Origin of the sequence: Bradyrhizobium sp. Tv2a-2 (genome assembly GCF_000472425.1) — a bacterium.
Taxonomy (GTDB): Bacteria; Pseudomonadota; Alphaproteobacteria; order Rhizobiales; family Xanthobacteraceae; genus Bradyrhizobium.
The window spans coordinates 29846-49014 of record NZ_AXAI01000007.1 but is presented as its reverse complement, the minus strand read 5'-3'; the positions used below and the strand labels follow the sequence as shown (position 1 = coordinate 49014).

At 62.9% G+C, this 19169-nt stretch carries 19 protein-coding genes; 6 read left to right on the top strand and 13 right to left on the bottom strand.

Annotation, left to right across the window (positions count from 1 at the left end):
* Genes A3AI_RS0115365 through A3AI_RS0115355 form a run of 3 tightly spaced genes read left to right on the top strand, consistent with a single transcriptional unit; the run spans window position 1 to window position 3635 of the window.
* Entirely contained in the window at window positions 1–1557 is a 1557-nt protein-coding gene (locus A3AI_RS0115365; RefSeq protein ID WP_036048484.1) for a type II and III secretion system protein family protein, read from the top strand.
* Between the two features lie 36 nt (window positions 1558–1593).
* Window positions 1594–2346, top strand: a complete 753-nt coding sequence (locus A3AI_RS0115360; protein ID WP_502685746.1) for a CpaD family pilus assembly protein — start codon at window positions 1594–1596, stop codon at window positions 2344–2346.
* Window positions 2343–3635 (top strand): CpaE/TadZ family protein, encoded by a 1293-nt coding sequence (locus A3AI_RS0115355; protein ID WP_024516438.1) that lies wholly within the window; start codon window positions 2343–2345, stop codon window positions 3633–3635. The genes A3AI_RS0115360 and A3AI_RS0115355 overlap by 4 nt, the downstream gene beginning before the upstream one ends.
* Before the next feature lie 153 nt (window positions 3636–3788).
* On the opposite strand, the gene A3AI_RS0115350 is transcribed toward A3AI_RS0115355, so the two are convergent.
* The 5 genes from A3AI_RS0115350 to A3AI_RS0115330 all read right to left on the bottom strand — a co-directional run bounded on the left by A3AI_RS0115350 (window position 3789) and on the right by A3AI_RS0115330 (window position 8099).
* Window positions 3789–4037, bottom strand: coding sequence for a PilZ domain-containing protein (locus tag A3AI_RS0115350; RefSeq protein WP_051382418.1), 249 nt, complete (start codon window positions 4035–4037; stop codon window positions 3789–3791).
* 373 nt (window positions 4038–4410) lie between these two features.
* Window positions 4411–6258 carry a tetratricopeptide repeat-containing glycosyltransferase family protein gene (locus A3AI_RS0115345; RefSeq protein ID WP_024516436.1) on the bottom strand — a complete coding sequence of 616 codons (1848 nt, stop codon included), beginning with the start codon at window positions 6256–6258 and terminating at the stop codon, window positions 4411–4413.
* Between the two features lie 80 nt (window positions 6259–6338).
* Window positions 6339–7085: a di-trans,poly-cis-decaprenylcistransferase gene (locus tag A3AI_RS0115340; RefSeq protein WP_024516435.1), complete on the bottom strand. Its 747-nt coding sequence runs from the start codon at window positions 7083–7085 to the stop codon at window positions 6339–6341.
* A 29-nt stretch (window positions 7086–7114) separates the two neighbouring features.
* Window positions 7115–7495, bottom strand: coding sequence for a winged helix-turn-helix domain-containing protein (locus A3AI_RS42770; RefSeq protein WP_036048539.1), 381 nt, complete (start codon window positions 7493–7495; stop codon window positions 7115–7117).
* Window positions 7482–8099 carry a hypothetical protein gene (locus A3AI_RS0115330; RefSeq protein WP_024516434.1) on the bottom strand — a complete coding sequence of 206 codons (618 nt, stop codon included), beginning with the start codon at window positions 8097–8099 and terminating at the stop codon, window positions 7482–7484. The genes A3AI_RS42770 and A3AI_RS0115330 overlap by 14 nt, the downstream gene beginning before the upstream one ends.
* 202 nt (window positions 8100–8301) lie before the next feature.
* Here A3AI_RS0115330 and A3AI_RS0115325 point away from each other — a divergent pair, with 202 nt between their 5' ends.
* A complete protein-coding gene (locus A3AI_RS0115325) occupies window positions 8302–9582 on the top strand; it encodes a S1C family serine protease (RefSeq protein WP_024516433.1) in 1281 nt (426 codons plus the stop codon).
* Window positions 9583–9597: 15 nt separating this feature from the next.
* Here A3AI_RS0115325 and A3AI_RS0115320 read toward each other — a convergent pair whose 3' ends face one another.
* The 5 genes from A3AI_RS0115320 to A3AI_RS0115300 form a co-directional block, all read right to left on the bottom strand.
* Window positions 9598–10335, bottom strand: coding sequence for a DUF899 domain-containing protein (locus tag A3AI_RS0115320; protein ID WP_024516432.1), 738 nt, complete (start codon window positions 10333–10335; stop codon window positions 9598–9600).
* 27 nt (window positions 10336–10362) lie between these two features.
* The gene (locus A3AI_RS0115315) at window positions 10363–10821 is read right to left on the bottom strand and encodes an SRPBCC family protein (RefSeq protein ID WP_156927793.1); all 459 of its coding nucleotides are present in this window, start codon (window positions 10819–10821) and stop codon (window positions 10363–10365) included.
* Window positions 10704–11159: an ArsR/SmtB family transcription factor gene (locus A3AI_RS0115310; RefSeq protein WP_024516430.1), complete on the bottom strand. Its 456-nt coding sequence runs from the start codon at window positions 11157–11159 to the stop codon at window positions 10704–10706. Before A3AI_RS0115310 ends, A3AI_RS0115315 begins: the two co-directional genes overlap by 118 nt.
* Window positions 11160–11227: 68 nt before the next feature.
* Entirely contained in the window at window positions 11228–11497 is a 270-nt protein-coding gene (locus A3AI_RS0115305) for a DUF3551 domain-containing protein (RefSeq protein ID WP_024516429.1), read from the bottom strand.
* Between the two features lie 78 nt (window positions 11498–11575).
* Window positions 11576–12556, bottom strand: a complete 981-nt coding sequence (locus tag A3AI_RS0115300) for a Bug family tripartite tricarboxylate transporter substrate binding protein (protein ID WP_024516428.1) — start codon at window positions 12554–12556, stop codon at window positions 11576–11578.
* Between the two features lie 110 nt (window positions 12557–12666).
* On the opposite strand from A3AI_RS0115300, the gene A3AI_RS0115295 reads away from it, so the two are divergent.
* Window positions 12667–13095, top strand: a complete 429-nt coding sequence (locus A3AI_RS0115295) for a VOC family protein (RefSeq protein WP_024516427.1) — start codon at window positions 12667–12669, stop codon at window positions 13093–13095.
* Window positions 13096–13231: 136 nt separating this feature from the next.
* A complete protein-coding gene (locus A3AI_RS0115290) occupies window positions 13232–14812 on the top strand; it encodes an AMP-binding protein (protein WP_024516426.1) in 1581 nt (526 codons plus the stop codon).
* Window positions 14813–14905: 93 nt separating this feature from the next.
* On the opposite strand, the gene A3AI_RS0115285 is transcribed toward A3AI_RS0115290, so the two are convergent.
* The 3 genes from A3AI_RS0115285 to A3AI_RS0115275 all read right to left on the bottom strand — a co-directional run bounded on the left by A3AI_RS0115285 (window position 14906) and on the right by A3AI_RS0115275 (window position 18960).
* The gene (locus tag A3AI_RS0115285) at window positions 14906–16000 is read right to left on the bottom strand and encodes an HD-GYP domain-containing protein (RefSeq protein ID WP_024516425.1); all 1095 of its coding nucleotides are present in this window, start codon (window positions 15998–16000) and stop codon (window positions 14906–14908) included.
* Window positions 16001–16192: 192 nt separating this feature from the next.
* Entirely contained in the window at window positions 16193–18472 is a 2280-nt protein-coding gene (locus A3AI_RS0115280) for a xanthine dehydrogenase family protein molybdopterin-binding subunit (RefSeq protein WP_024516424.1), read from the bottom strand.
* Window positions 18469–18960 carry a (2Fe-2S)-binding protein gene (locus tag A3AI_RS0115275; RefSeq protein ID WP_024516423.1) on the bottom strand — a complete coding sequence of 164 codons (492 nt, stop codon included), beginning with the start codon at window positions 18958–18960 and terminating at the stop codon, window positions 18469–18471. The genes A3AI_RS0115280 and A3AI_RS0115275 overlap by 4 nt, the downstream gene beginning before the upstream one ends.
* Window positions 18961–19169 lie beyond the last annotated feature (209 nt).

Sequence of the window (19169 nt, the reverse complement as noted above, 5' to 3'; positions counted from 1 at the left end):
ATGACATGCAGCGCACATTATAAGGCGCACCGGACCTCGCTGGTTCGCGCCCTGTCGTTTGCGGCGGCTGCCGCGCTGATGTTCGCAGTCACGCCATTGCGCGCGCAAGACGAGCCCGCGGTGGGCGATGCGCCGCCGATGGTCGCAGCCCCTGCCGTCACCGCGCCAGCCACGACAGCCTCGACCGGGACGGCGGAAGCCCTGCCGCCCGCGAAGCCGCATCTGCCCCCGCTGGTGGTGAAGACGCGCTTCATGCCGCTCGGCGTCGGCAAGTCGGCGGTCGTTGATCTTCCGCGCGAGGCCAAGGACGTGCTGGTCGCCGACCCCAAGATCGCCAATGCCGTGATCCGTTCGGCGCAGCGCGCCTTTATCATCGGCGTCGGCGTCGGCCAGACCAATGTCGTGTTCTTCGACGCCGACGGCCAGCAGATCGGCTCGTACGACATCGCAGTCAAGCGCGACCTCAACGGCGTGCGCGCCGCCCTGCACCAGAGCCTGCCCGGCGTCTCCATAGAGGGCGTCGGCGAGGGCGTGATCCTGACCGGCTCGGTGAACTCTCCGATCGAGGCGCAGCAGGCCGGCGATATCGCGGCGAGACTCGTCGGCGGTGGCGACAAGGTCGTCAACTCGATCGTGGTGCGCGGCCGCGACCAGGTGATGCTGAAGGTGCATGTCGCTGAAGTGCGGCGCGACATCGTCAAGCAGATGGGCATCGACCTCTCCGCCAGCATGAACTACGGCACCGCGGTGGTGAATTTCAATAACTCGAACCCGTTTACCGCCAGTGGCGGACCGCTGGTGTCGGGCAATGCCTTGAGCGCCTCCTCGATCGTCAAGGGCCTGCCCACTGTCACCACCACCATGCGCGCGATGGAGAGCGCGGGCGTGATGCGGACACTGGCCGAGCCGAACCTGACGGCGATCTCAGGCGAGGCCGCAACCTTCGTCGCGGGCGGCGAATTTCCAATTCCTGCAGGTTATTCCTGCGACCCGACCACGCATGTCTGTACCACCCAGATTTCCTACAAGAAGTTCGGCATCTCCCTGAACTTCACGCCGGTCGTGCTGTCGGAAGGGCGGATCAGCCTGCATGTCATGACCGAAGTATCGGAGCTCTCCACCGACAACGCCATCACCGTGTCGCAGGCACTGACCTCGACGTCGACGAACTCCATCACGATTCCCTCGATCCGCACCCGCCGCGCCGACACGACGCTGGAAATTCCCTCCGGCGGCACCATGGCCATGGCCGGACTGATCCAGGAGCAGACCAAGCGCGCGATCAACGGTCTGCCCGGCCTCGACCAGGTGCCGGTGCTCGGCGCGCTGTTCCGCAGCCAGGACTATGTCAACGACGAGACCGAGCTTGTGGTCATGGTGACCCCCTATGTGGTGCGCGCGGTGGCCGAGAAAGATCTGTCGCGGCCCGATGACGGGTTTGCGCCTGCCTCGGATTCGGAGTCCACGCTGCTCGCGCAGATCAACAAGATCTACGGCGTCGCCGCGCACACGCCGGTCGCGAGCTGCAGGTGCGGCTTCGGGTTCATCATCGATTGAGGCCAGGGCCTGAGACGGCGGGGATGGGGACAGAACATGAGTATGACAGAGAGAGGCGGCAGCTACCGGAAATCGCTGCTATCGGCTGCGCTGCCTGGCCTTGCACTTGGCGTTGCCCTTGGGCTTGCCGGCTGCAACACCACGTCTGACCAGATCATCACCGGCGGCGTGCCGGAGGACGTTCGCGCGCGGCATCCGATCGCGATCGAGGAAGGCACGCATTCCATCGTCGTGTTCGTCGGCCGCGGCCGCGGCGGCCTTTCGCCGGAACAGCGCGGCGATGTCGCCGGGCTCGGCCGCAGCTGGGTGCATGAAGGCACCGGCGCGATCGTGGCCGACGTGCCGGTGGATACGCCGAATGCGCGCGCCGCGGTGTCCGCCTATCATGAAATCAGATCCGTGCTGCTGGCGAGCGGCGTGCCGTCGAATGGCGTGGTGCTGCGCAATTACGCGCCAAGCGATCCGCAGTTCTTCCCCACAATCCGGCTGAGCTATCCCAAGATCAAGGCGACCGCCGGCCCCTGCGGGCTGTGGCCCGAGGACCTCGGTCCCTCCGTGCTCAACCCGAGCTATAACGACAACAAGCCCTACTACAATTTCGGCTGCGCCACCCAGCACAACATGGCCGCGATGATCGATAATCCGGCCGATCTCGAGCAACCGCGGGCCGAGACGCCCGTATACACGATGCGCCGTAGCGAAGGATTCGACAAATACCGCAAGGGCCAGTCGACGACGACGATTTATCCAGAAAGCGAAAAAGCCAAACTCAGCGATACCGGCCAATGATCAAATCCGCTCACCACAATCAAGACGACATCGCGGATGGCACGGGCCAGCCTGCCGCCGACGAATATATCGCGCCCGTGCCGCGCATCTCGGTGCAGGCCTTCTGCGAGAGCGAGACCATCTTCGACCTCGCCAAGGCGGCAAGCCAGGATCGCCGCCTTGCCAAGGCGCATATGACCGTGAAGAAGGGCGGCGTCGCGGCGGCCGTCGAGACCTATAACGCGATGCCGACGCCGAATGTGATCATCCTGGAATCGACGGGCCGCGACATTCTCGACGGGCTCGATGAGCTCGCCGGCGTCTGCGATCCCGGCACGCGCGTGGTCGTGATCGGCAGCGAGCAGGACGAGGTGCCCTATCGCGAGCTGGTGCGGCGCGGCGTTAACGACTACATCGTCGGGCCGATCGAGATCCTCGATATCGTGCGGGCGATCTGCAACCTGTTCTCGGCCTCCGAAGCCGTGGTCACCGGCCGCATCATCGCCGTCATCGGCGCCAAGGGCGGCGTTGGCGCCTCCACGGTGGCGCACAATGTCGCCTGGACGATCGCGCGGGACCTCGCGCTCGATTCGGTCGTGATCGACCTCGACATGGCCTTCGGCACCGCGAGCCTCGACTACAACCAGGACCCGCTGCAGAACATTGCCAACGCCGTGTTCCAGCCGGAGCGGCCCGACACCGCATTGATGGAAAGGCTGCTTGCCAAATGCAGCGAGCATCTGAGCCTGCTTGCGGCACCGGCGACGCTCGACCGGGTCTATGACTTCGGTGCGGAGGCGTTCGACGCGATCTTCGATACCATGCGCATGACGACGCCCTGCATCGTGCTCGACATTCCGCATCAATGGTCGGCCTGGACGCGGCGCACGCTGATCAGCGCGGACGATATTCTTGTTGTCGCCGAGCCGGACCTCGCGAATTTACGCAACACCAAGAACCTGATGAGCGTCCTCAAGGCGGCACGGCCGAACGACCGACCACCGCTCTACTGCATCAACCAGGTCGGCATGCACAAGCGGCCCGAGATAGACGTCAAGAGCTTTGCCAAGACTATCGAGAGTGCACCGGTCGCGGCGATTCCGTTCGATTCGAAGGTGTTCGGCATGGCGGCCAATAACGGGCAGATGATCGCGGAATTGTCGAAAAGCCACCGCGCTTCCGTGATCTTCCAGCAGATCGCCCGCCAGCTGACCGGCCGTGCCGAGCCGAGGAAGTCGCGCTTCCGGCTCTCGCCAATGCTGGAGAGACTGCGCGGCAAGCCCAAGCGCTCGGCCGCCGGCGGCATGTAACCGCGCCGCCTGGATGCGAAAGTGAAGAGCGGCGCCGTAGCGCCGCCTTTCTTTTAGAGCGTCGAGCGAAGTTGACGCCGGATCGCGTGAAGAAAACGCGTCAAAACACGAATCTAGAGCATCGGTTCTGATTCAATCAGAACCGGAAATGCTCTAGTCAGTGAACTCGGCGCCGAACTCGCAGCCGATGCGCCACACCAGCCGGCACTGCCTTGCATGGTCGTGAGCGAAGATGATGGTGAAATTCGGCGGAATCTCGAGATATTCCGCCACGACCTTGACGCCGCCGTCGGAAATATCCGTGATCGTGCAGTCGCGCGGCAGCGAGCCGGCACCGGTCTGAATTTTCGCAATCCGCCTGCACAGGCGACGTTCGCTTTTACGTCGGTTGGCTGCCAGCATGTTCACAAGAGTACCCCAATCGATAGAGCTTGATCCGTCCCTATGGGTGTAGCGGACAGCTGTTAGAATGGTTTTAGCCCCATGACCGGAAATCGGCCCGTCCTCTTAAGTCTCCGTTTACCACCCCACCGACAACAAACGGCCCCGACGTGCTGAGAACACGTCGGGGCCGTCCGCTCGCGGGATCGCGACGACGTCGCGGGCCGGAGAGCGGGAAAGCTAAAGCATGATCCGGAAAAGTGTGTAGCGGTTTTCCGAAAAGATCATGCTCAATCAAAGACCTAAAGCGCGATGACGATTCAAACAAATCTCATCGCGCTTTAGTCCGCAAAAGGTTACGAAAAATACGGGCCGATCGTGGAGCGACGCCGCGCTATCGCGCAGAGGCGCGGCTCGCTGTGATGAGCGCCTGCAGCTCGGTGCGCACGCGCTCGACTACGCGCGCATAGTCACGTGTCGCGTCTTGCCGGAACAATCGCACCGTCGGATACCAGGGATTGTCCGAGCGATCGAGCAGCCAGCGATAGTCCGGCGTATAAGGCAGCAGGATCCAGGTCGGGCGAAACAGCGCGCCGGCGAGATGGGCGACGCTGGTGTCGACCGTGATGACGAGGTCGAGGCAGGAGATCAGCGCGGCGGTCTCGACAAAATTAGCGAGATGCGCGGTGAGATCGACGATCCCTCCCCGCTCCTGCAAGCAGGCTCTGTCCTTGGCGCGCGGCTCCTTCTGCAAGCTGACGAAGGTCACGTCACAGTCGAGCAGCGGCGCCAATTCGCGGAGCCGCATCGAGCGGTTGCGATCATTGCCATGCGCGGGATTGCCCGACCACGCCAGTCCGACCCGGAACGCCTTGCGCGGCCCGAGACGCGCCTGCCAGGCACCGACGACGGCTTCCGGAAGCGCAGGCAGGTAGGGCGTCGCAGGAATGGACTGAAGCCGGGTGCGACAAACCAGCGGCAGGCTCGACAGCGGGCAGTGCAGATCGAAATCATCCACCTCGCTCCCGCCTCTCGGCACGCAAAGTGCGACGCCGTCCATACCGGACAGCAAGGGATGCAGCGCGGCGTCGACCTCGAGAATCACCCGCGCCCCATGCGCGGCAACGAGCGGCGCATAGCGGGAAAACTGAATGGTATCGCCCAGCCCCTCGTCGCTGTGCAGCAGAATCGTCTTGCCGGCAAGCGGCGCCTCGCCGAGCCAGAGCGGCTGTGCGAACGACCGCTCGACAAAACCGACCGCCCTGCACTTGCGGCCCCACTCGCGCCCCGGCCAGCCGTTCTCGAAATCGCCGAGCAGAAGCCGCAGCAAAGCGGCATTCCAATGCACGTCGGCAAACTCCGGCCTAAGCGCGACCGCGCGGTCGAAACTTTCGAGCGCCTCATCAAAGCGATGCAGCTCGGCGAGAGCGGAGCCACGATGGTTGAGCGTCTCGACTAAATCCGGCTTGAGCGCGAGCGCGCGGTCGAAATGGACGATCGCCTCCTCATCACGCCCGAGCTTGTGCAGTACCAGGCCATAGTTGCAGATCACCTCGGGGTGGTCGGGCACTTGCGCAAGCGCCCGGCCGATATTGACCAGCGCCTCGTCGAAGCGTTTGAGACGCAGCTGACATACGCCCTTTAAGTGCAGCGCGCCCGGATCATTCGGCTTGATCGCAAGCGATCGGTCGAAGCCGGCGATCGCAAACTGATAATCGCCAGCGTGGAAATCGAGCAGCGCGACGCTGTTGGCGGCCTCGAGATGGCGAGGATCGACCTTGAGCGCCTGACCGAAGCTGAGGCGGGCTTCGTCACGGCGCTCCTGCTGCAGCAGCAACTCGCCGAGCCGGTACCAACCCGCCGCGAAATCGGGCTTCAGCACCAGTCCGCGGTCATAGCTCTTGATCGCGTCGTCGACGCGGTCCTGATGCTGCAGGACGGTCGCGAGATTGAAAAAATAGTCGGCGACGGCAGGATTCTTGCGGATCGCCTGCGCGAACCACGCTATCGCCAGATCGTATCGCCTGCCGACCTGGCACAGCAGCCCCATCAAGTGCAGCGCGTCGGCGTGATCGGGCTCGACAGCCAGCGCCTGGCGACAGCTAGTCTCCGCTTCCACAAGCTGACCATCACGTAACAGGCGGAGAGCAGACTCGAAAAAATCCGCCGCGGCCGGCCGCGGCGGGCTTGTCGGACTCTTGCCGGGTTGCTTGGCAGAAGCGCGTCGCTGCTGACGGTTCATCGGCACCTGTTGGGATGACCAGTGCCGCAGCAGTAGATGATTCCTTCACAAGCGAAAAGGCGGCGCTCGTGCCGTCATCTCTACAGGCTCGGCGCGGGCTCCAGCGACAGGGCTTGCAAGCCGCCGAAGCGGCGTTCGCGGCGGTGGAAGGAGGCCAAGGCCTCGGTGAGGTCGGCGGCGTCGAATTCGGGCCACATCCGTTCGGTGAAATGCAATTCAGCGTAAGCACCTTCCCAAAGCAGGAAGTCAGAGAGCCGCTTTTCCCCGCTGGTGCGGATGATGAGATCGACATCGCGCAGGCCCCTCTCGCCAGTGACGAGATCGGAGAACAGTTCGCGGCTCGGCGCAGCGATGCCGGCGAGCTTCACTGCCGCATTCAGAATGGCGTCGCGCGCGGAATAATCGACCGCAATGCGCAGATGCAGGGTCTCGCCCGCGGCAGTCGCTGCCTCGGCGCGCGAGATCGCGTCCGCAATGCCGTCGGGCAGTCGATCGCGCCGGCCGATCACGTGCAGGCGAACGCCGTTCCTGACCAGGCTTTGGACCTCGTTGGCGAGATAGAAGCGCAACAGCCCCATCAGCGCCGAGACTTCGGTCCGCGGCCGGCGCCAGTTGTCAGTGGAGAAAGCATAGAGCGTCAGCGTACCGATGCCCTGGTCGGGCGCAGCCTCGACAATGCGCCTGATGGCCTCCACGCCCGCCTCATGCCCGCGCAATCGCGACAGTCCGCGCCGTGTCGCCCAGCGGCCGTTGCCATCCATGATGATCCCGACATGAAGCTTCTCGCGAAGCCTTTCCGAAAGCCTGGTAGAGAAATTACTTTGCATCACAAAGTTCCCCTGCAAAAAAAATGAGATCAGGTCGGCAGGATGCCGAGCCGCGACAGCGCGCCCTGCTCCTTGCCAGCCGCCTTGGCGGCGTCGCGCACGAGCCGTTCGAGCACGGCCAGATAGTCGAGAAAACGGCGGCGGCCGGCCTTGGTGAGACGGCAGGATGTGTGGGGACGGTTGCCCTCATAGCCCTTGGTCACCTCGACCAGGCCCGCCTCCTGCAGCACCTGCAGATGCCGCGACAAATTGCCGTCGGTCAGGCCGCAGAGCTGCTTGAGATCGGCAAAGGCTAGGCCTTTCGGATGGGCCATCAGCGAGGTCATCAGTCCAAGCCGCGCCTTTTCATGAATGACGCGGTCGAGCCCGTCATAGGAGAACGGCGCGTGATTGACATCAGTCTTCAACATCGGTTTCCCCGGACGCGAAATAGATGATGGCCGCCATCAGCCATTGGCCGATTGCGAAGGGCAGTCCCATGGTCCATGGCGACAGCGCATGGCTTTGGCTCGCCAGCACCAGGACGACAAAGCCCGCGACAAAATACCAGGCGCCTGCGAGCGCGACGCTGCGCGGCAGCGAACGCACGGAGGCAAAGACGCCGAGACTGACCAGCAGCTGCCACAATCCCGGCAGCGTCCACAACGTCTCCGGCGCGAATTTCCAGAGCACCACTGCGAGCAGCACGCCGGCGATTCCAGACGGGAGAAACTGCTCGAGCGCCTGGTGGATCATGGCATCCGCCAGGCCCGAATGATGCCGGCGCGAACGTGCCTGCATCTCGAACCAGATCATGAGCGCGGAGACTGCCGCCGCGAAAGCCCAGCCGAGCAGGAAAGCAAGCGGATTGGCGGTCGGATCGTCAAGCCAGAGATATTGCAGGACGGCCGTCAGCAGTGCCACGCCGCCGGTTGCGGCGATCGCCGCCGGACCGTAGCCACGAAAGGCGGTGCCGGCCGCAATCTGGCTCCGAATGGCCATGATATCCGCCAGCGCCTTGTCGAGATCGCGCATACCCCGCTCCGCTTTGTACCGCAAAGTATGTTGAGTCGCAAAGTGAATGCAAGGCTCAGTTTGCGGCATCGTTAAGGCAACCCTCTCCAGCCGACAACAAGGTTAACACTCGCAAAAGCAAAATACACAACTCTACTCATGATTGCGTCATACACCGGATACACATAGAATGATACGGAGGGTCGGGGTTTTGGGGGCGTTGATGTTAAGAAGACTATTCGTTGCCTGCGGACTGCTGACGGCATTCGCCTGCTCTACCGTTAGCAGTGCCCAGGCCGCCGGCCCCTACGGCACCATCCATGTCGGCAACTGGATTGGCGGCGCTTTCAGCGACGATTCGACGGGTGCATTTTCGCACTGCGCGGCGACGACCTCCTACGCCAGCGGGGTCAGTCTGGTGATCGGCCAGAACATCGCCAGTGCCTGGCTGCTCGGCTTTGCCAGCCCCGACTTCAAGCTGAACACGGGCGACCAAATGGCGATCGACGTCACGTTCGACGGCCAGTCCCAGGCCAGACTGTTCGCGACGGCGAGTTCGAGCAATATGGTGATAGCGATCCTGCCCGCGAGCGTCGCACGCACTTTTCAAAGGTCGAGTCTGATGGTCGCGCAGGCCGGCAAGGCCACATTGCAATTCAACCTGACCTCGACCGGGCCGCTGTTGGCCGTGATCGCGACATGCGTCGCCAAGGTCAAGGCGGACGGGCTGAACAGCGCCGGCGATTTCGCCAAGGTGGCGGCGAGGTCGGCTGCGGCAGGAGATGGCGGCAACGGCACACCCGCTGCGCCCAAAACCAGCAGAAGCGCCGACAGGAATGCCGAGAAGAATGTCGGCAAAAGCGGCACGGGGTTCGTCATCAGCGCCAGCGGACACATACTCACCAACAATCACGTTATCGACGGCTGCACAGATATTCGCGGCAATCTCAGTGGCCAGCCGGTGTCGACGTTGCGGGTGGTATCAAACGACTCACAGAACGACCTCGCGTTGCTGCAGGGGCCGGCGGCATCATTCAAGGATTATGCGAGGATTCGCGACCGCTCGGTACACTCAGGCGATTCCGTGGTCGCAATCGGCTACCCGTTTCACGGCCTGCTGACATCCGATTTCACCGTGACCACGGGCATCGTGAGTTCACTCAGCGGCCTCTGGAACGATACCCGGTTTCTTCAGATCAGCGCGGCTGTGCAGCCTGGGAACAGCGGGGGGCCGCTGTTCGATACCAGTGGGCTGGTCACCGGCGTGGTGACAGGGAAGCTCGATGGGCTATCCATGGTACGTCGCACCGGCGATATACCGGAGAACATCAACTTCGCTATCAAGACCGGCGCCATCCGCGATTTCCTCGACAACAGCGTGGTGCCCTATGAGACCGCAGCACCGGGCGGCGAGCTCAAGACGCCCGAGATCGCGGAGAAGGCGCGGGGCTTTACACTCCTGATCACCTGCACCGGCAAGGAGCCGGTCGAGGCGAAGCGCTGACGCCGATCGCCAGTCTCAGCCGTGACAGCACAAGGCTGCGTCTTGCGCCGGCGCGTACTGATCGCGCAGACGCACCCAGTCCATGGGATAGGGCAGGCCCTCCTCGTGGCGGCCGAGCGGGGTGAGATCGAGATAGTGATAGGCGGCGTTCATCATGTCGAGGCCGCGGGCGAAGCAGGAATAGGTGTGGAAGACATCGCCCGCCTCGTCGCGGTAGAACACGCTGATGCCCGGCGCCTCCTCCGCGCCAAAGCCCGAGGTGCCGAAATTGTAAACTTTGGCGCCCGACTCGACCTCATCGGGCGTGAACGACACCGCATAGTCGAAATTGAAATCGCTTGGGGCTGACGAAACCCAGTCGAAGGTCCAGCCCATCCGCTTCCTGAACGCTTCAAGTTTTGCAAGCGGGGCGCGGGAGATGGCGACAAGAGTCGTGTCGCGAGCGGCCAGATGCGGAATCATGCGCTCGAAGCCGTCTGCCCAGAACGAGCAGCTCTTGCAGCCTTCGTTCCAATCAGGCCCGAACATGAAATGCTGGACCACAAGCTGCGGCCGGCCCTTGAACAGGTCGGACAGCGTCGTTCGCCCGTCAACGCTGTCAAACAGATAGGGCTTTTCGACCTTCACCCAGGGCAACGCGCGCCGCTCCTCGCTGAGGCGTTCGCGAGCGTGGGTGAACTCCTTCTCGCGCGCAAGCAGCCCCTTGCGTGCTTCGATCCATTCCTGCTGTGAGACGATCTTGTGCGGCTGCATGTGAGTCTCCTGTCTCCAATATAGACGTCAAGCCAGCAATTTCTCCATCCGCTCGAGCCCGACGGTCCAGCCGCGCTCGTGACCATCGCGCGCGGCCGGGTCAAACAATTGCTCGTGGTGGAGCGTCAGCAGCGTGCCGTTGCTATCGGGTTGCAAGGCCACGGTCACCTGCGATTCGCGTTCCGGTGTCGAATGCCACGCCCAGCTGAATACGAGGCGGCGGTTGGGGACCACCTCGCGATAGACACCGCCGACCTCGTAATATTCGTTGGCGGTCGAGAAGCTGAAGCGAAAGCGCCCGCCGACGCGCACATCGGCCTCAGCTTGCAACGTCTCGGCCCGCGCATCCGGCCGGCCAAACCAGCCGACTATTTTTTTCGGGTCGGTCCAGGCAGCAAAGACTCTCTCGGGCGGCGCATTGATCCGCCGCTTGAAGGTGAGGCTCGGTCGGGCAATGGGGTCGGCGATGCCGGATGCTGCGGCCATTTGTCTTCCTCCACAAAAGCGGTCAGGCGATCGAGATTGTCGGACCAGAAGTGCTCATAACGATTGAGCCAGGCAAGTGCCTCGCGCATCGGCTCGGCCGTCAGCCGGCAGGCGACGACCCGGCCGGTTTTTTCCCGCGCAACCAGGCCCGCATCTGTGAGCACGTCGAGATGTTTCATCACCGCGGGCAGCGACATCGCAAAAGGTTGCGCCAGCTCGCTGACCGAGAGCGCATCCTCCGACGACAGCCGCGCCAGCAGTGCGCGCCGGGTGGGATCGGCGAGCGCGGCAAAGGTGCGGTCCAGTGCAGGTCCTGCTCGATCGCTATACTTAACCATGTGGTTTAGTATAGACGCAAACCCGTTTTTGTCAAGCGGAGCCGCTCTTGAGCGGCCCCGCCGTCAGCTCACCATTGAGGATAGGGGTCGCGATAGACCCGTCGACCGCGCCGCTCCTGGGCGAAGGCAAAGCGCGGATTGATGCCGCAATAGAGGTTGCGGCCAGATGCACTCGCCATGCACTGAGCATAGGTCTGGTAGGAGCAGTCGCCGGGATAGCCAACGCTGCGACCCTGGGTGCACCATGGATAGTCGTCAGCCCGTGCCGGCACCGAGCTTGCGAAGCTCGCAAATCCGGCAGCCAGCACGGTCATCATCACAAAGCCGATCTTTCGCATTGAAGGTTTTCCTTCTCGCCAATTGGTGAGCACTGCCTGCCGGAAGCAAGCATATCAGATCACCGGCAAATCAGCCGATCACTCCACCTTGAGGCCCGCGAATTCGACCACCTTTCTCCACTTCTCGGTTTCTGCCTTGATCTCGTCACCGAAGTCTTCGGGCGTCTGGATCAGCGGTTCGCCGCCGAGTTCGACCAGACGCTGCTTCATGTCCGGCTCGGCCATGATGGCGTTGATCTCGGTATTGAGCTTGGCGATGATTTCCTTTGGCGTCGCCTTCGGCGCGCCCATGCCGAACAGGGCGCTGGCTTCATAACCCGGGACGGTTTCCGCAATGGCCTGCACGTCAGGCAGCTGCGGCGAGCGTTGGGTGGTGGTCACGCCGAGCGCGCGCAAGGCGCCGCCGCGGATATGCTGGATGATCGACGGCATGTTGTCGAAGATCACCTGCACCTGCCCGCCCAGCATGTCGGTAATGGCCGGTGCTGCCCCGCGATAGGGCACATGCTGCATCTTGGTGCCGGTCATCGCCATGAACATCTCCCCGGACAGATGCACCGAGGTTCCGTTGCCCGACGAGGCCATGTTGATCTTGCCGGGATTGGCTTTCAGATAGGCGATGAACTCCGCGACGTTCTTCGCCGGCACGTCCTTGTTGACCGTCATCACGTTCGGCACACGGTTGAAGGAGGCAACGGCTGCGATATCGCGCACGAAATTGAACTTCAGATTCGCATAGAGCGAGGTGTTGATGTAGTTCGCGGGGTTAACCAGCAGGACCGTGTAGCCGTCGCCTTCCGCGTTCACGGCGGCCTCGGTGCCGATATTGTTGCCGGCACCCGGCCTGTTATCGACCACAAATTGCTGGCCGAGCCGCTCCGATAGCCGCTGGCCGATCAGGCGAGCGAGGATGTCGGTCGCGCCACCCGGCGGGAAGCCGACCACGAAGCGTACCGGCCGGGTGGGATACTCCAATGCCGCGGCGGCACGCCGTGTCGAGGTGATCACAGCCGGCAGGCCAACGGACAGGATGCCAATCGCATCGCGGCGCGAAATCATCAGGTTTTCTCCCAGTTTGTTCTCGTTGAATTGAACGCTGGCCGCGTTGTAACAAACACCATCCTATGGTGCCAGTTGCGCGTTCGACATCGCGACGAAAGGATAGTTTCATGCCGGTCAAGGTCCAAGCGCTCGATCATCTCGTGATCAATGTCGCCGACGTTGCGCGCACCGTCGCGTGGTACCAGAAGATCCTCGGCATGGAGGTCAGCGTGTTCGACCCCGGCCAGGGCAAGCCCAAGCGGACGTCGCTGCTGTTCGGCAACCAGAAGATCAATGTGCGACCAAAAGGTACAGACAAGGTGGAATGGTTCACCGCCGATCACGAGACGCCGGGCAGCGAGGATCTGTGCTTCCTAACGTCGAGCCCGCCGGACGAGGTGGTCGCGCATCTCAAGGCGAGCGGCGTTGCGATCGAGGAAGGCCCGGTCGACAAGCAGGGCGCCCGCGGCCCGCTCCGCTCGGTCTATTGCCGCGACCCCGACGGGAGCCTGATCGAGATTTCGTCGTATGCGCAGATGCTGCCCGAGCGGCCGTAGCCAGTACACGCAAGATCGTTCTGCCCGGGCTAGATCCGGGCAAGACGCTCAGAGTCACGCGATTTGCCTGCTAATCAATCCGGTGGCAAAACCTCCTTGAAACAGCAGCCGCTTGAAGAGCTGCGCGGGAGGAAGCATGGCTAATTCGCAAAGCACGCCCGGTGTCGTCGGACCATTCGCAGGGCTCGACGTCCCATGGCTCCTGAAAATGCGCAGCGCGACGCGGCGCGACCATCCGTTCCTGATCTGGGCGCCGTTCGATGCGCCGGCGCGCATATGGACTTACGGCGAATTTCACGAGCGGGTCGGCGCGCTTGCGGCGGGTTTGATCAAGCGCGGTATCAAGCAAGGCGACTATGTGCTGATCCACCTCGACAACTGCATCGAGGCGATGCTGGCCTGGTTTGCCTGTGTCGAGCTCGGCGCCATCGCGGTGACTACCAACACCCGCTCGGCCGCCGCAGAGATCGAATATTTTGCCGGCCATTGCGGCGCGGTCGCCGCGATCACCCAGCCTGCCTATGTCGAGCTGGTCGCAGCGAACTGCAGGAACCTGCGCTGGATCGCCGTGATCGGCCATGATGCCGGCGCTGCGCCGACACACGTTCCGTCCCGCGAAAACTCCTTCGACGCGCTGTTCGCCGATAGCGCCGACCGGCCGCGTCGCGCAACCGATCCTACCGCCCCCTGCAGCGTGCAATATACATCCGGCACGACATCGCGCCCGAAGGCGGTACTTTGGACCCACGCCAACGCACTGTGGGGCGCCAAAGTCAACGCCGCACATCAGGACCTGCATGCTTTCGACGTGCACCAGACCTATTTGCCGCTGTTCCACACCAATGCGCTGGCCTATTCCATGTTGGCCTCGCTCTGGGTCGGCGCTACTTGCGTCATTCAGCCGCGGTTTTCCGCGAGCCGGTTCTGGCGCGTGGCGATCGAGCATGGCTGCACCTGGACCTCGACCATTCCCTTCTGCATGAAGGCGTTGCTCGAGCACGAGATCCCGAAGCACCATAAATTCCGGCTCTGGGGCACTGCAGTCAACGAGCCGCCGCCTTTCGCCGCCTTTGGCGTCAAGATCATCGGCTGGTGGGGCATGACCGAGACCATCACCCACGGCATTGTCGGCGAGATCGACCAGCCGAACACGCCGATGTCGATCGGCCGCGCGGCGAGCGAATACACGATCCGCATCACCGACGACGACGGACGGCCGACAGAGGTGGGCGACACCGGCAATCTCGCCATCAAGGGCGTGCCCGGGCTCTCCCTGTTCAGGGAATATCTCCACAACGAGAAAGCCACGCGCGAGAGCTTCGACGAGCAGGGCTTCTTTCTCACCGGCGACCGCGTCACATTGCTGGAGCGCGGCTACATCAAGTTCGGCGACCGCGCCAAGGACATGCTGAAGGTCGGCGGCGAGAACGTCGCAGCTTCCGAGATCGAACAGGTGATCGCGCTGGTCGCCGGCGTGCGCGAGGCGGCCGTAGTGGCCAAGAGGCATCCAATGCTGGACGAGGTGCCGGTGGTCTTCATAATTCCTGCTGCGGGCGTCGGCAAGCTTCCGCAGGACCTGCACGATAATGTCATGGCGGCCTGCCGCAGCTCGCTCGCCGACTTCAAGCAGCCGCGCGAAATCCACTTCGTCGACGAGCTGCCGCGTTCAACGCTGGAGAAAGTGGCAAAGGCCGAGTTGCGGAAGTTGGTGGGCTAGCGCCGTCATTGCGAACGGCAGCAAAGCAATCCAGAGCCGCGCAGACGACTCTGGATTGCTTCGTCGCTTGCGCTCCTCGCAATGACGACAGGGTCAATGCGACCCGAAGGCCACCGGGCGGAACGCCTGCAGCAATTGCTGGTCGAGCTTGCCGCCCATATCTTCCATCACCGAGAAGGCGCGGGCGTGGGTGAAGGGCATGCGGTAAGCACGCTTCTCGACCAAGGCCGTATAGATATCGACAATGGTTGTCAGCCGCACGATATCGCTGACCTCGTCGCCCGAGAGGCCGTGGGGATAGCCGCTGCCGTCGAGCAACTCGTGGTGATGGAGCACGACGTCGAGCATCTCGCGAGGAAAACCGCCCTGTTTCGCCAAGGCCTCATAGCCGAACCGGGGATGCTCGCGGATGATCAGGATTTCTTCGTCGGTGAGCTTGCCGGGCTTGTCCAGGATCTCGATCGGGATGAAGGCCTTGCCGACATCGTGCAACAGCGCCGCACGGGTGAGGCGGCGCTGGTCGTCTTCGCGCATGCCAAGATGCTGCGCAAAAGCCACTGCAAAACCGGTAACGAACAGGCAGTGGCGATAGCTGCCGGCATGGTGGCAGCCGACTGTGGTCAGCCATTCGCGCAAGGAGGAGTGCTTGATAGCCTTCAGGATCTTGTTTTCTGCTTCGATCAGGTCCTCGAAGGTCAAGGGCGAGCCGACCGGCAGCCGCTGGAACATTTTCTTGATCACTGCATGCGCCGCCTCGACGCCGCGGTTCAGGGTCTTGCCGCGATCACTCGCATCATAATTCTCGGTGTCGGGAAACGCGCTGCGGATGCGCTGCAGGATATCGGTCGGCCGGAACGGCCTTGTGATGGTATCGGTTGCGCCCAGCGCCCAGGCCTGCATCGCGGCGTGATGGAGGGCATCCGCCAGCACGAACAGGCGCGGCATCGAACGATAGGCGTCGCCACGCAGCTTGTTGCGTACCCGCTGCACGCTCTCCGGCGAGCGCAAGTTGATGTCGACCACGACGCCGGAGAACTGGTCGGCCGGCTGCTCCGGAATCTCGGCGGTCGAGACCGTGTCGACCTCGCCGACCGATTTGAGGATGCTGGCGAGTTCGCTGCACTGGTCGAGGTGGTCGGATGCCAGCAGGAAACGGCGCTTGGAAGGCTTCTTGGCAAGAGCTGTCATGGATCCCCAGTGAGCTTTGCGTTGGCTATGTCAGCAAAAGCTTACCCACAAGGCGTTCCATGCGGCTTAATAGGGATGATGAACACGGATGTAGCCGGATGGTTACAATTTTACCGATGTTCGGGCCGACAAAAAAAATCCGCCGGAGAAAATCTCCGGCGGATTCGTATTTGTCGTGACGTCGCAAAGACCTTACGCCTTCATCGCGGCCTTCACGGCTTCAGCCGTAATCGGCAGCGAGCGCACGCGCGCACCGACGGCGTTGAAGACCGCGTTGCCGATCGCAGGCGCGATCACGGTCACCGCGGGCTCGCCGACACCCGTGGCGTGCTCGCCATTGGCGATCACGCTGACGGCAACTTCCGGCAGCTGGCTCATCCGCAAGGGCGTGTAGCTGTCGAAGTTGGTCTGCTCGATGCCGCCGTCCTTCAGCGTCGCCTTCTCATAGAGCGCGAGCGACAGGCCCCACAACGCCGCGCCCGAGACCTGGGCCTGGATGCCATCGGGATTGACCTGGGTGCCGACATCGGTAGCCACGGTCAATTTCTTGACCGTCACCTCGCCTGAGGGCGCGACCGCGACATGGGCCACGCAGGCCGTCCAGCTCGCCGTCTTCCTCTCCTGAGAGGAGACGCAGGCGACACCCATGCCCTCGCCTTTGGCGAGTTCTTTGGTGCCGTAGCCGGCAAGGCCCATCGCGGCGAGCAAGGTGTTGCGCAGCCGCTGCGCGCCGCCGGCGTTGTCACCTTTGCCGTCCAGCATCTCGATACGGTATTGCGCCGGATCCTTGCCGACGGCATGGGCGATCTCATCGACCATGCTTTCCACCGCCCAGAAGGTCCAGCCCGGTGCGACCGAGCGGAGCTGACCGGACGGGGTGGCATTGTGCGCCATCTCGTTCTTGATGGCGCGCACATTGTGATTGGGCACGGTGTAGAAGAAGTCCGCGCCATTCACCGTGAACGCATCGAGCGGGCCTTTCTTGTCGACCGAGGGCGACAGGAAATCAGGGATTCCCCAACGCTGGGTCGGCCAAGCCGAGACCACGTCATGGTTGAGCGCGATCAGCTTGCCGTCGCCGTCGAGCCCCGCCTTGACCTTCTGGTAGGTGAGAGGCCGCGAGAAATCCATGGTCATGTCATTCTCGCGTGAGTAGATGACCTTGACGGGCTTGCCGACCGCTTTCGCAGCCTGCACCGCCGGCACTGTCATGTCGGCATCGAGCCGCCGGCCGAAGCCGCCGCCGAGCCACATCTGATGCATCACCACGTATTTCGGATCGATCCCGGCCGCGCCGGCCGCGATCGCGCCGGAACGCGTCGCAAACTGGTTGCCGGTGTAGATATGCAGGATGTCGCCCTTGAACTCGGCGGTCGCGTTCATCGGCTCCATCGGCGCATGGATATTGATGTTGGTGGTGTATTCCGCCTCCATCACCTTCGCCGTCGTTCCGAACGCTGCCGCGGTGTCGCCGTTCTTGACAAAGAACTCCCCGGAATCAGGCAACGCCTGCAGGCGCTTTGCTTCCGCAAACAGCGACTCGCTCGACAGCTTGGCATTCGGACCACCGTCGTAAGTGATCTTCAGCGCTTCGGCCGCCTTGCGGGCATTTTGATAGGTGTTGGCGACCGCCACCACCCAGCCGGTCGTGGTTGCGGTCTTGTCGTCGAGGGTGACCGCCTTGATGAAGCCGGGCACCTTCTTGGCGGCGCTGTCATCGACCGATTTAACCGTCGCGCCATAACGTACCGGCGGCGTCACGATAGCACCGTAGGCCATGCCAGGCAGCATGACGTCGATGCCGTATTTGGCCGCACCCCTCGTCTTGTCTGGGATGTCGAGCTGCGGCACCGAGAAACCGATCATGGTGTATTGATCGGGCGTCTTCAGCTTGATGGCCTTGAGTTCATCAGGCGTGAAGGTCTTGGTTGCCTTGCCGCTCTTGACGATTTCGGCGAAGCTCATCTGCTTCTTCGATTTCGCATGTGAGATCATGGAGTCGCGCACGGCAAGCTCACTGGCCGGCACGCCCATCGAGGCTGCTGCCGCGTCGGCCAAGGCGATACGCCCCGCTGCACCGGCACGGCTCATAGCGTCGAAGTTCATCATGGTCGACCAGCTGCCGCCGGTGATCTGCGCACCCAGCACCGGGTCGTTGAACTTCGGATCGTTGGAGGCGAGCGAGACGCGCATGTCACTCCATTTGGCGCCGAGTTCCTCGCAGATAATCTGCGCCATGGTGGAGGCGACATGCTGGCCCATGTCTGCCTTGCCGCAGGTGACGGTCACGAGACCGTCGGGCGCGATCGCGTACCAGACGCTGGGCTCGAAATTGGCGGGCGCTGTCGCAGCGAGCGCATCCGGCATCGCCGAATAGCCGAGCATCAGCCCTGATGCCGCAGCGCCGACCAGGAAGGAGCGGCGGCTGAGATCGGTGGATTGAAGTTCGGTCATCTTCACGTGGCTATTCATGTGGCCCTCCGCTCGGTTGCAGAGTTCGCGGCGGTACGCATCTCGTTGGCCGCGCGCATGATCGCCTTCTGAATGCGCGAATAGGTCATGCAACGGCAGAGATTGCCGTCCATATGCGCCACGATCTCTTCCTTGGTCGGGTTGTTGTTTTTCGCAAGCAGCGAGGCCGCCTGCATGATCTGTCCGGACTGGCAATAGCCGCACTGCGGCACCTGCTCGGCAACCCACGCCTTCTGCAGTGGATGATCGCCCTTGGCCGACAAGCCCTCGATGGTGGTGACCTTCTTGCCGACGACGTCGCCGACTGCCGTCTGGCAGGAGCGTACCGCCTCACCATTGACGTGAACCGTGCATGCGCCGCAAAGACCCGCGCCGCAGCCGAACTTGGTGCCGGTCATCTGCAATTGCTCACGGATGGCCCACAGCAGCGGCGAGTCGTTTGCCGCCTCCACGGACAGATTCCGTCCGTTGATGTTGAGAGTAACCATATGTTTCTTCCCCTTCCGGTGCGTGGACGCCACTTACGGCAGCAGTTCACTTTTCGATAGCGGGCACCCACCGGGTCGGCGCCAGCCTTGGGCGAGAGCATGATCGGGTTCCCGCATCGAGGCAATCCAATTTGGAATTGGTCGAAGAGAATAAAATTCCGAACTATTTTGCACTGCGGTAGCGAGGCCGGCTCGAAGCGCAGGGCCGC

What these genes read in the sequence shown, in the direction of transcription:
- A3AI_RS0115365 (WP_036048484.1), top strand. Translation starts at nt 1, where the DNA reads ATGACATGCAGCGCACATTATAAGGCGCACCGGACCTCGCTGGTTCGC.
- A3AI_RS0115360 (WP_502685746.1), top strand. Translation starts at nt 1,594, where the DNA reads ATGAGTATGACAGAGAGAGGCGGCAGCTACCGGAAATCGCTGCTATCG.
- A3AI_RS0115355 (WP_024516438.1), top strand. Translation starts at nt 2,343, where the DNA reads ATGATCAAATCCGCTCACCACAATCAAGACGACATCGCGGATGGCACG.
- A3AI_RS0115350 (WP_051382418.1), bottom strand. Translation starts at nt 4,037, where the DNA reads ATGCTGGCAGCCAACCGACGTAAAAGCGAACGTCGCCTGTGCAGGCGG.
- A3AI_RS0115345 (WP_024516436.1), bottom strand. Translation starts at nt 6,258, where the DNA reads ATGAACCGTCAGCAGCGACGCGCTTCTGCCAAGCAACCCGGCAAGAGT.
- A3AI_RS0115340 (WP_024516435.1), bottom strand. Translation starts at nt 7,085, where the DNA reads ATGCAAAGTAATTTCTCTACCAGGCTTTCGGAAAGGCTTCGCGAGAAG.
- A3AI_RS42770 (WP_036048539.1), bottom strand. Translation starts at nt 7,495, where the DNA reads ATGTTGAAGACTGATGTCAATCACGCGCCGTTCTCCTATGACGGGCTC.
- A3AI_RS0115330 (WP_024516434.1), bottom strand. Translation starts at nt 8,099, where the DNA reads ATGCGCGATCTCGACAAGGCGCTGGCGGATATCATGGCCATTCGGAGC.
- A3AI_RS0115325 (WP_024516433.1), top strand. Translation starts at nt 8,302, where the DNA reads ATGTTAAGAAGACTATTCGTTGCCTGCGGACTGCTGACGGCATTCGCC.
- A3AI_RS0115320 (WP_024516432.1), bottom strand. Translation starts at nt 10,335, where the DNA reads ATGCAGCCGCACAAGATCGTCTCACAGCAGGAATGGATCGAAGCACGC.
- A3AI_RS0115315 (WP_156927793.1), bottom strand. Translation starts at nt 10,821, where the DNA reads ATGGCCGCAGCATCCGGCATCGCCGACCCCATTGCCCGACCGAGCCTC.
- A3AI_RS0115310 (WP_024516430.1), bottom strand. Translation starts at nt 11,159, where the DNA reads ATGGTTAAGTATAGCGATCGAGCAGGACCTGCACTGGACCGCACCTTT.
- A3AI_RS0115305 (WP_024516429.1), bottom strand. Translation starts at nt 11,497, where the DNA reads ATGCGAAAGATCGGCTTTGTGATGATGACCGTGCTGGCTGCCGGATTT.
- A3AI_RS0115300 (WP_024516428.1), bottom strand. Translation starts at nt 12,556, where the DNA reads ATGATTTCGCGCCGCGATGCGATTGGCATCCTGTCCGTTGGCCTGCCG.
- A3AI_RS0115295 (WP_024516427.1), top strand. Translation starts at nt 12,667, where the DNA reads ATGCCGGTCAAGGTCCAAGCGCTCGATCATCTCGTGATCAATGTCGCC.
- A3AI_RS0115290 (WP_024516426.1), top strand. Translation starts at nt 13,232, where the DNA reads ATGGCTAATTCGCAAAGCACGCCCGGTGTCGTCGGACCATTCGCAGGG.
- A3AI_RS0115285 (WP_024516425.1), bottom strand. Translation starts at nt 16,000, where the DNA reads ATGACAGCTCTTGCCAAGAAGCCTTCCAAGCGCCGTTTCCTGCTGGCA.
- A3AI_RS0115280 (WP_024516424.1), bottom strand. Translation starts at nt 18,472, where the DNA reads ATGAATAGCCACGTGAAGATGACCGAACTTCAATCCACCGATCTCAGC.
- A3AI_RS0115275 (WP_024516423.1), bottom strand. Translation starts at nt 18,960, where the DNA reads ATGGTTACTCTCAACATCAACGGACGGAATCTGTCCGTGGAGGCGGCA.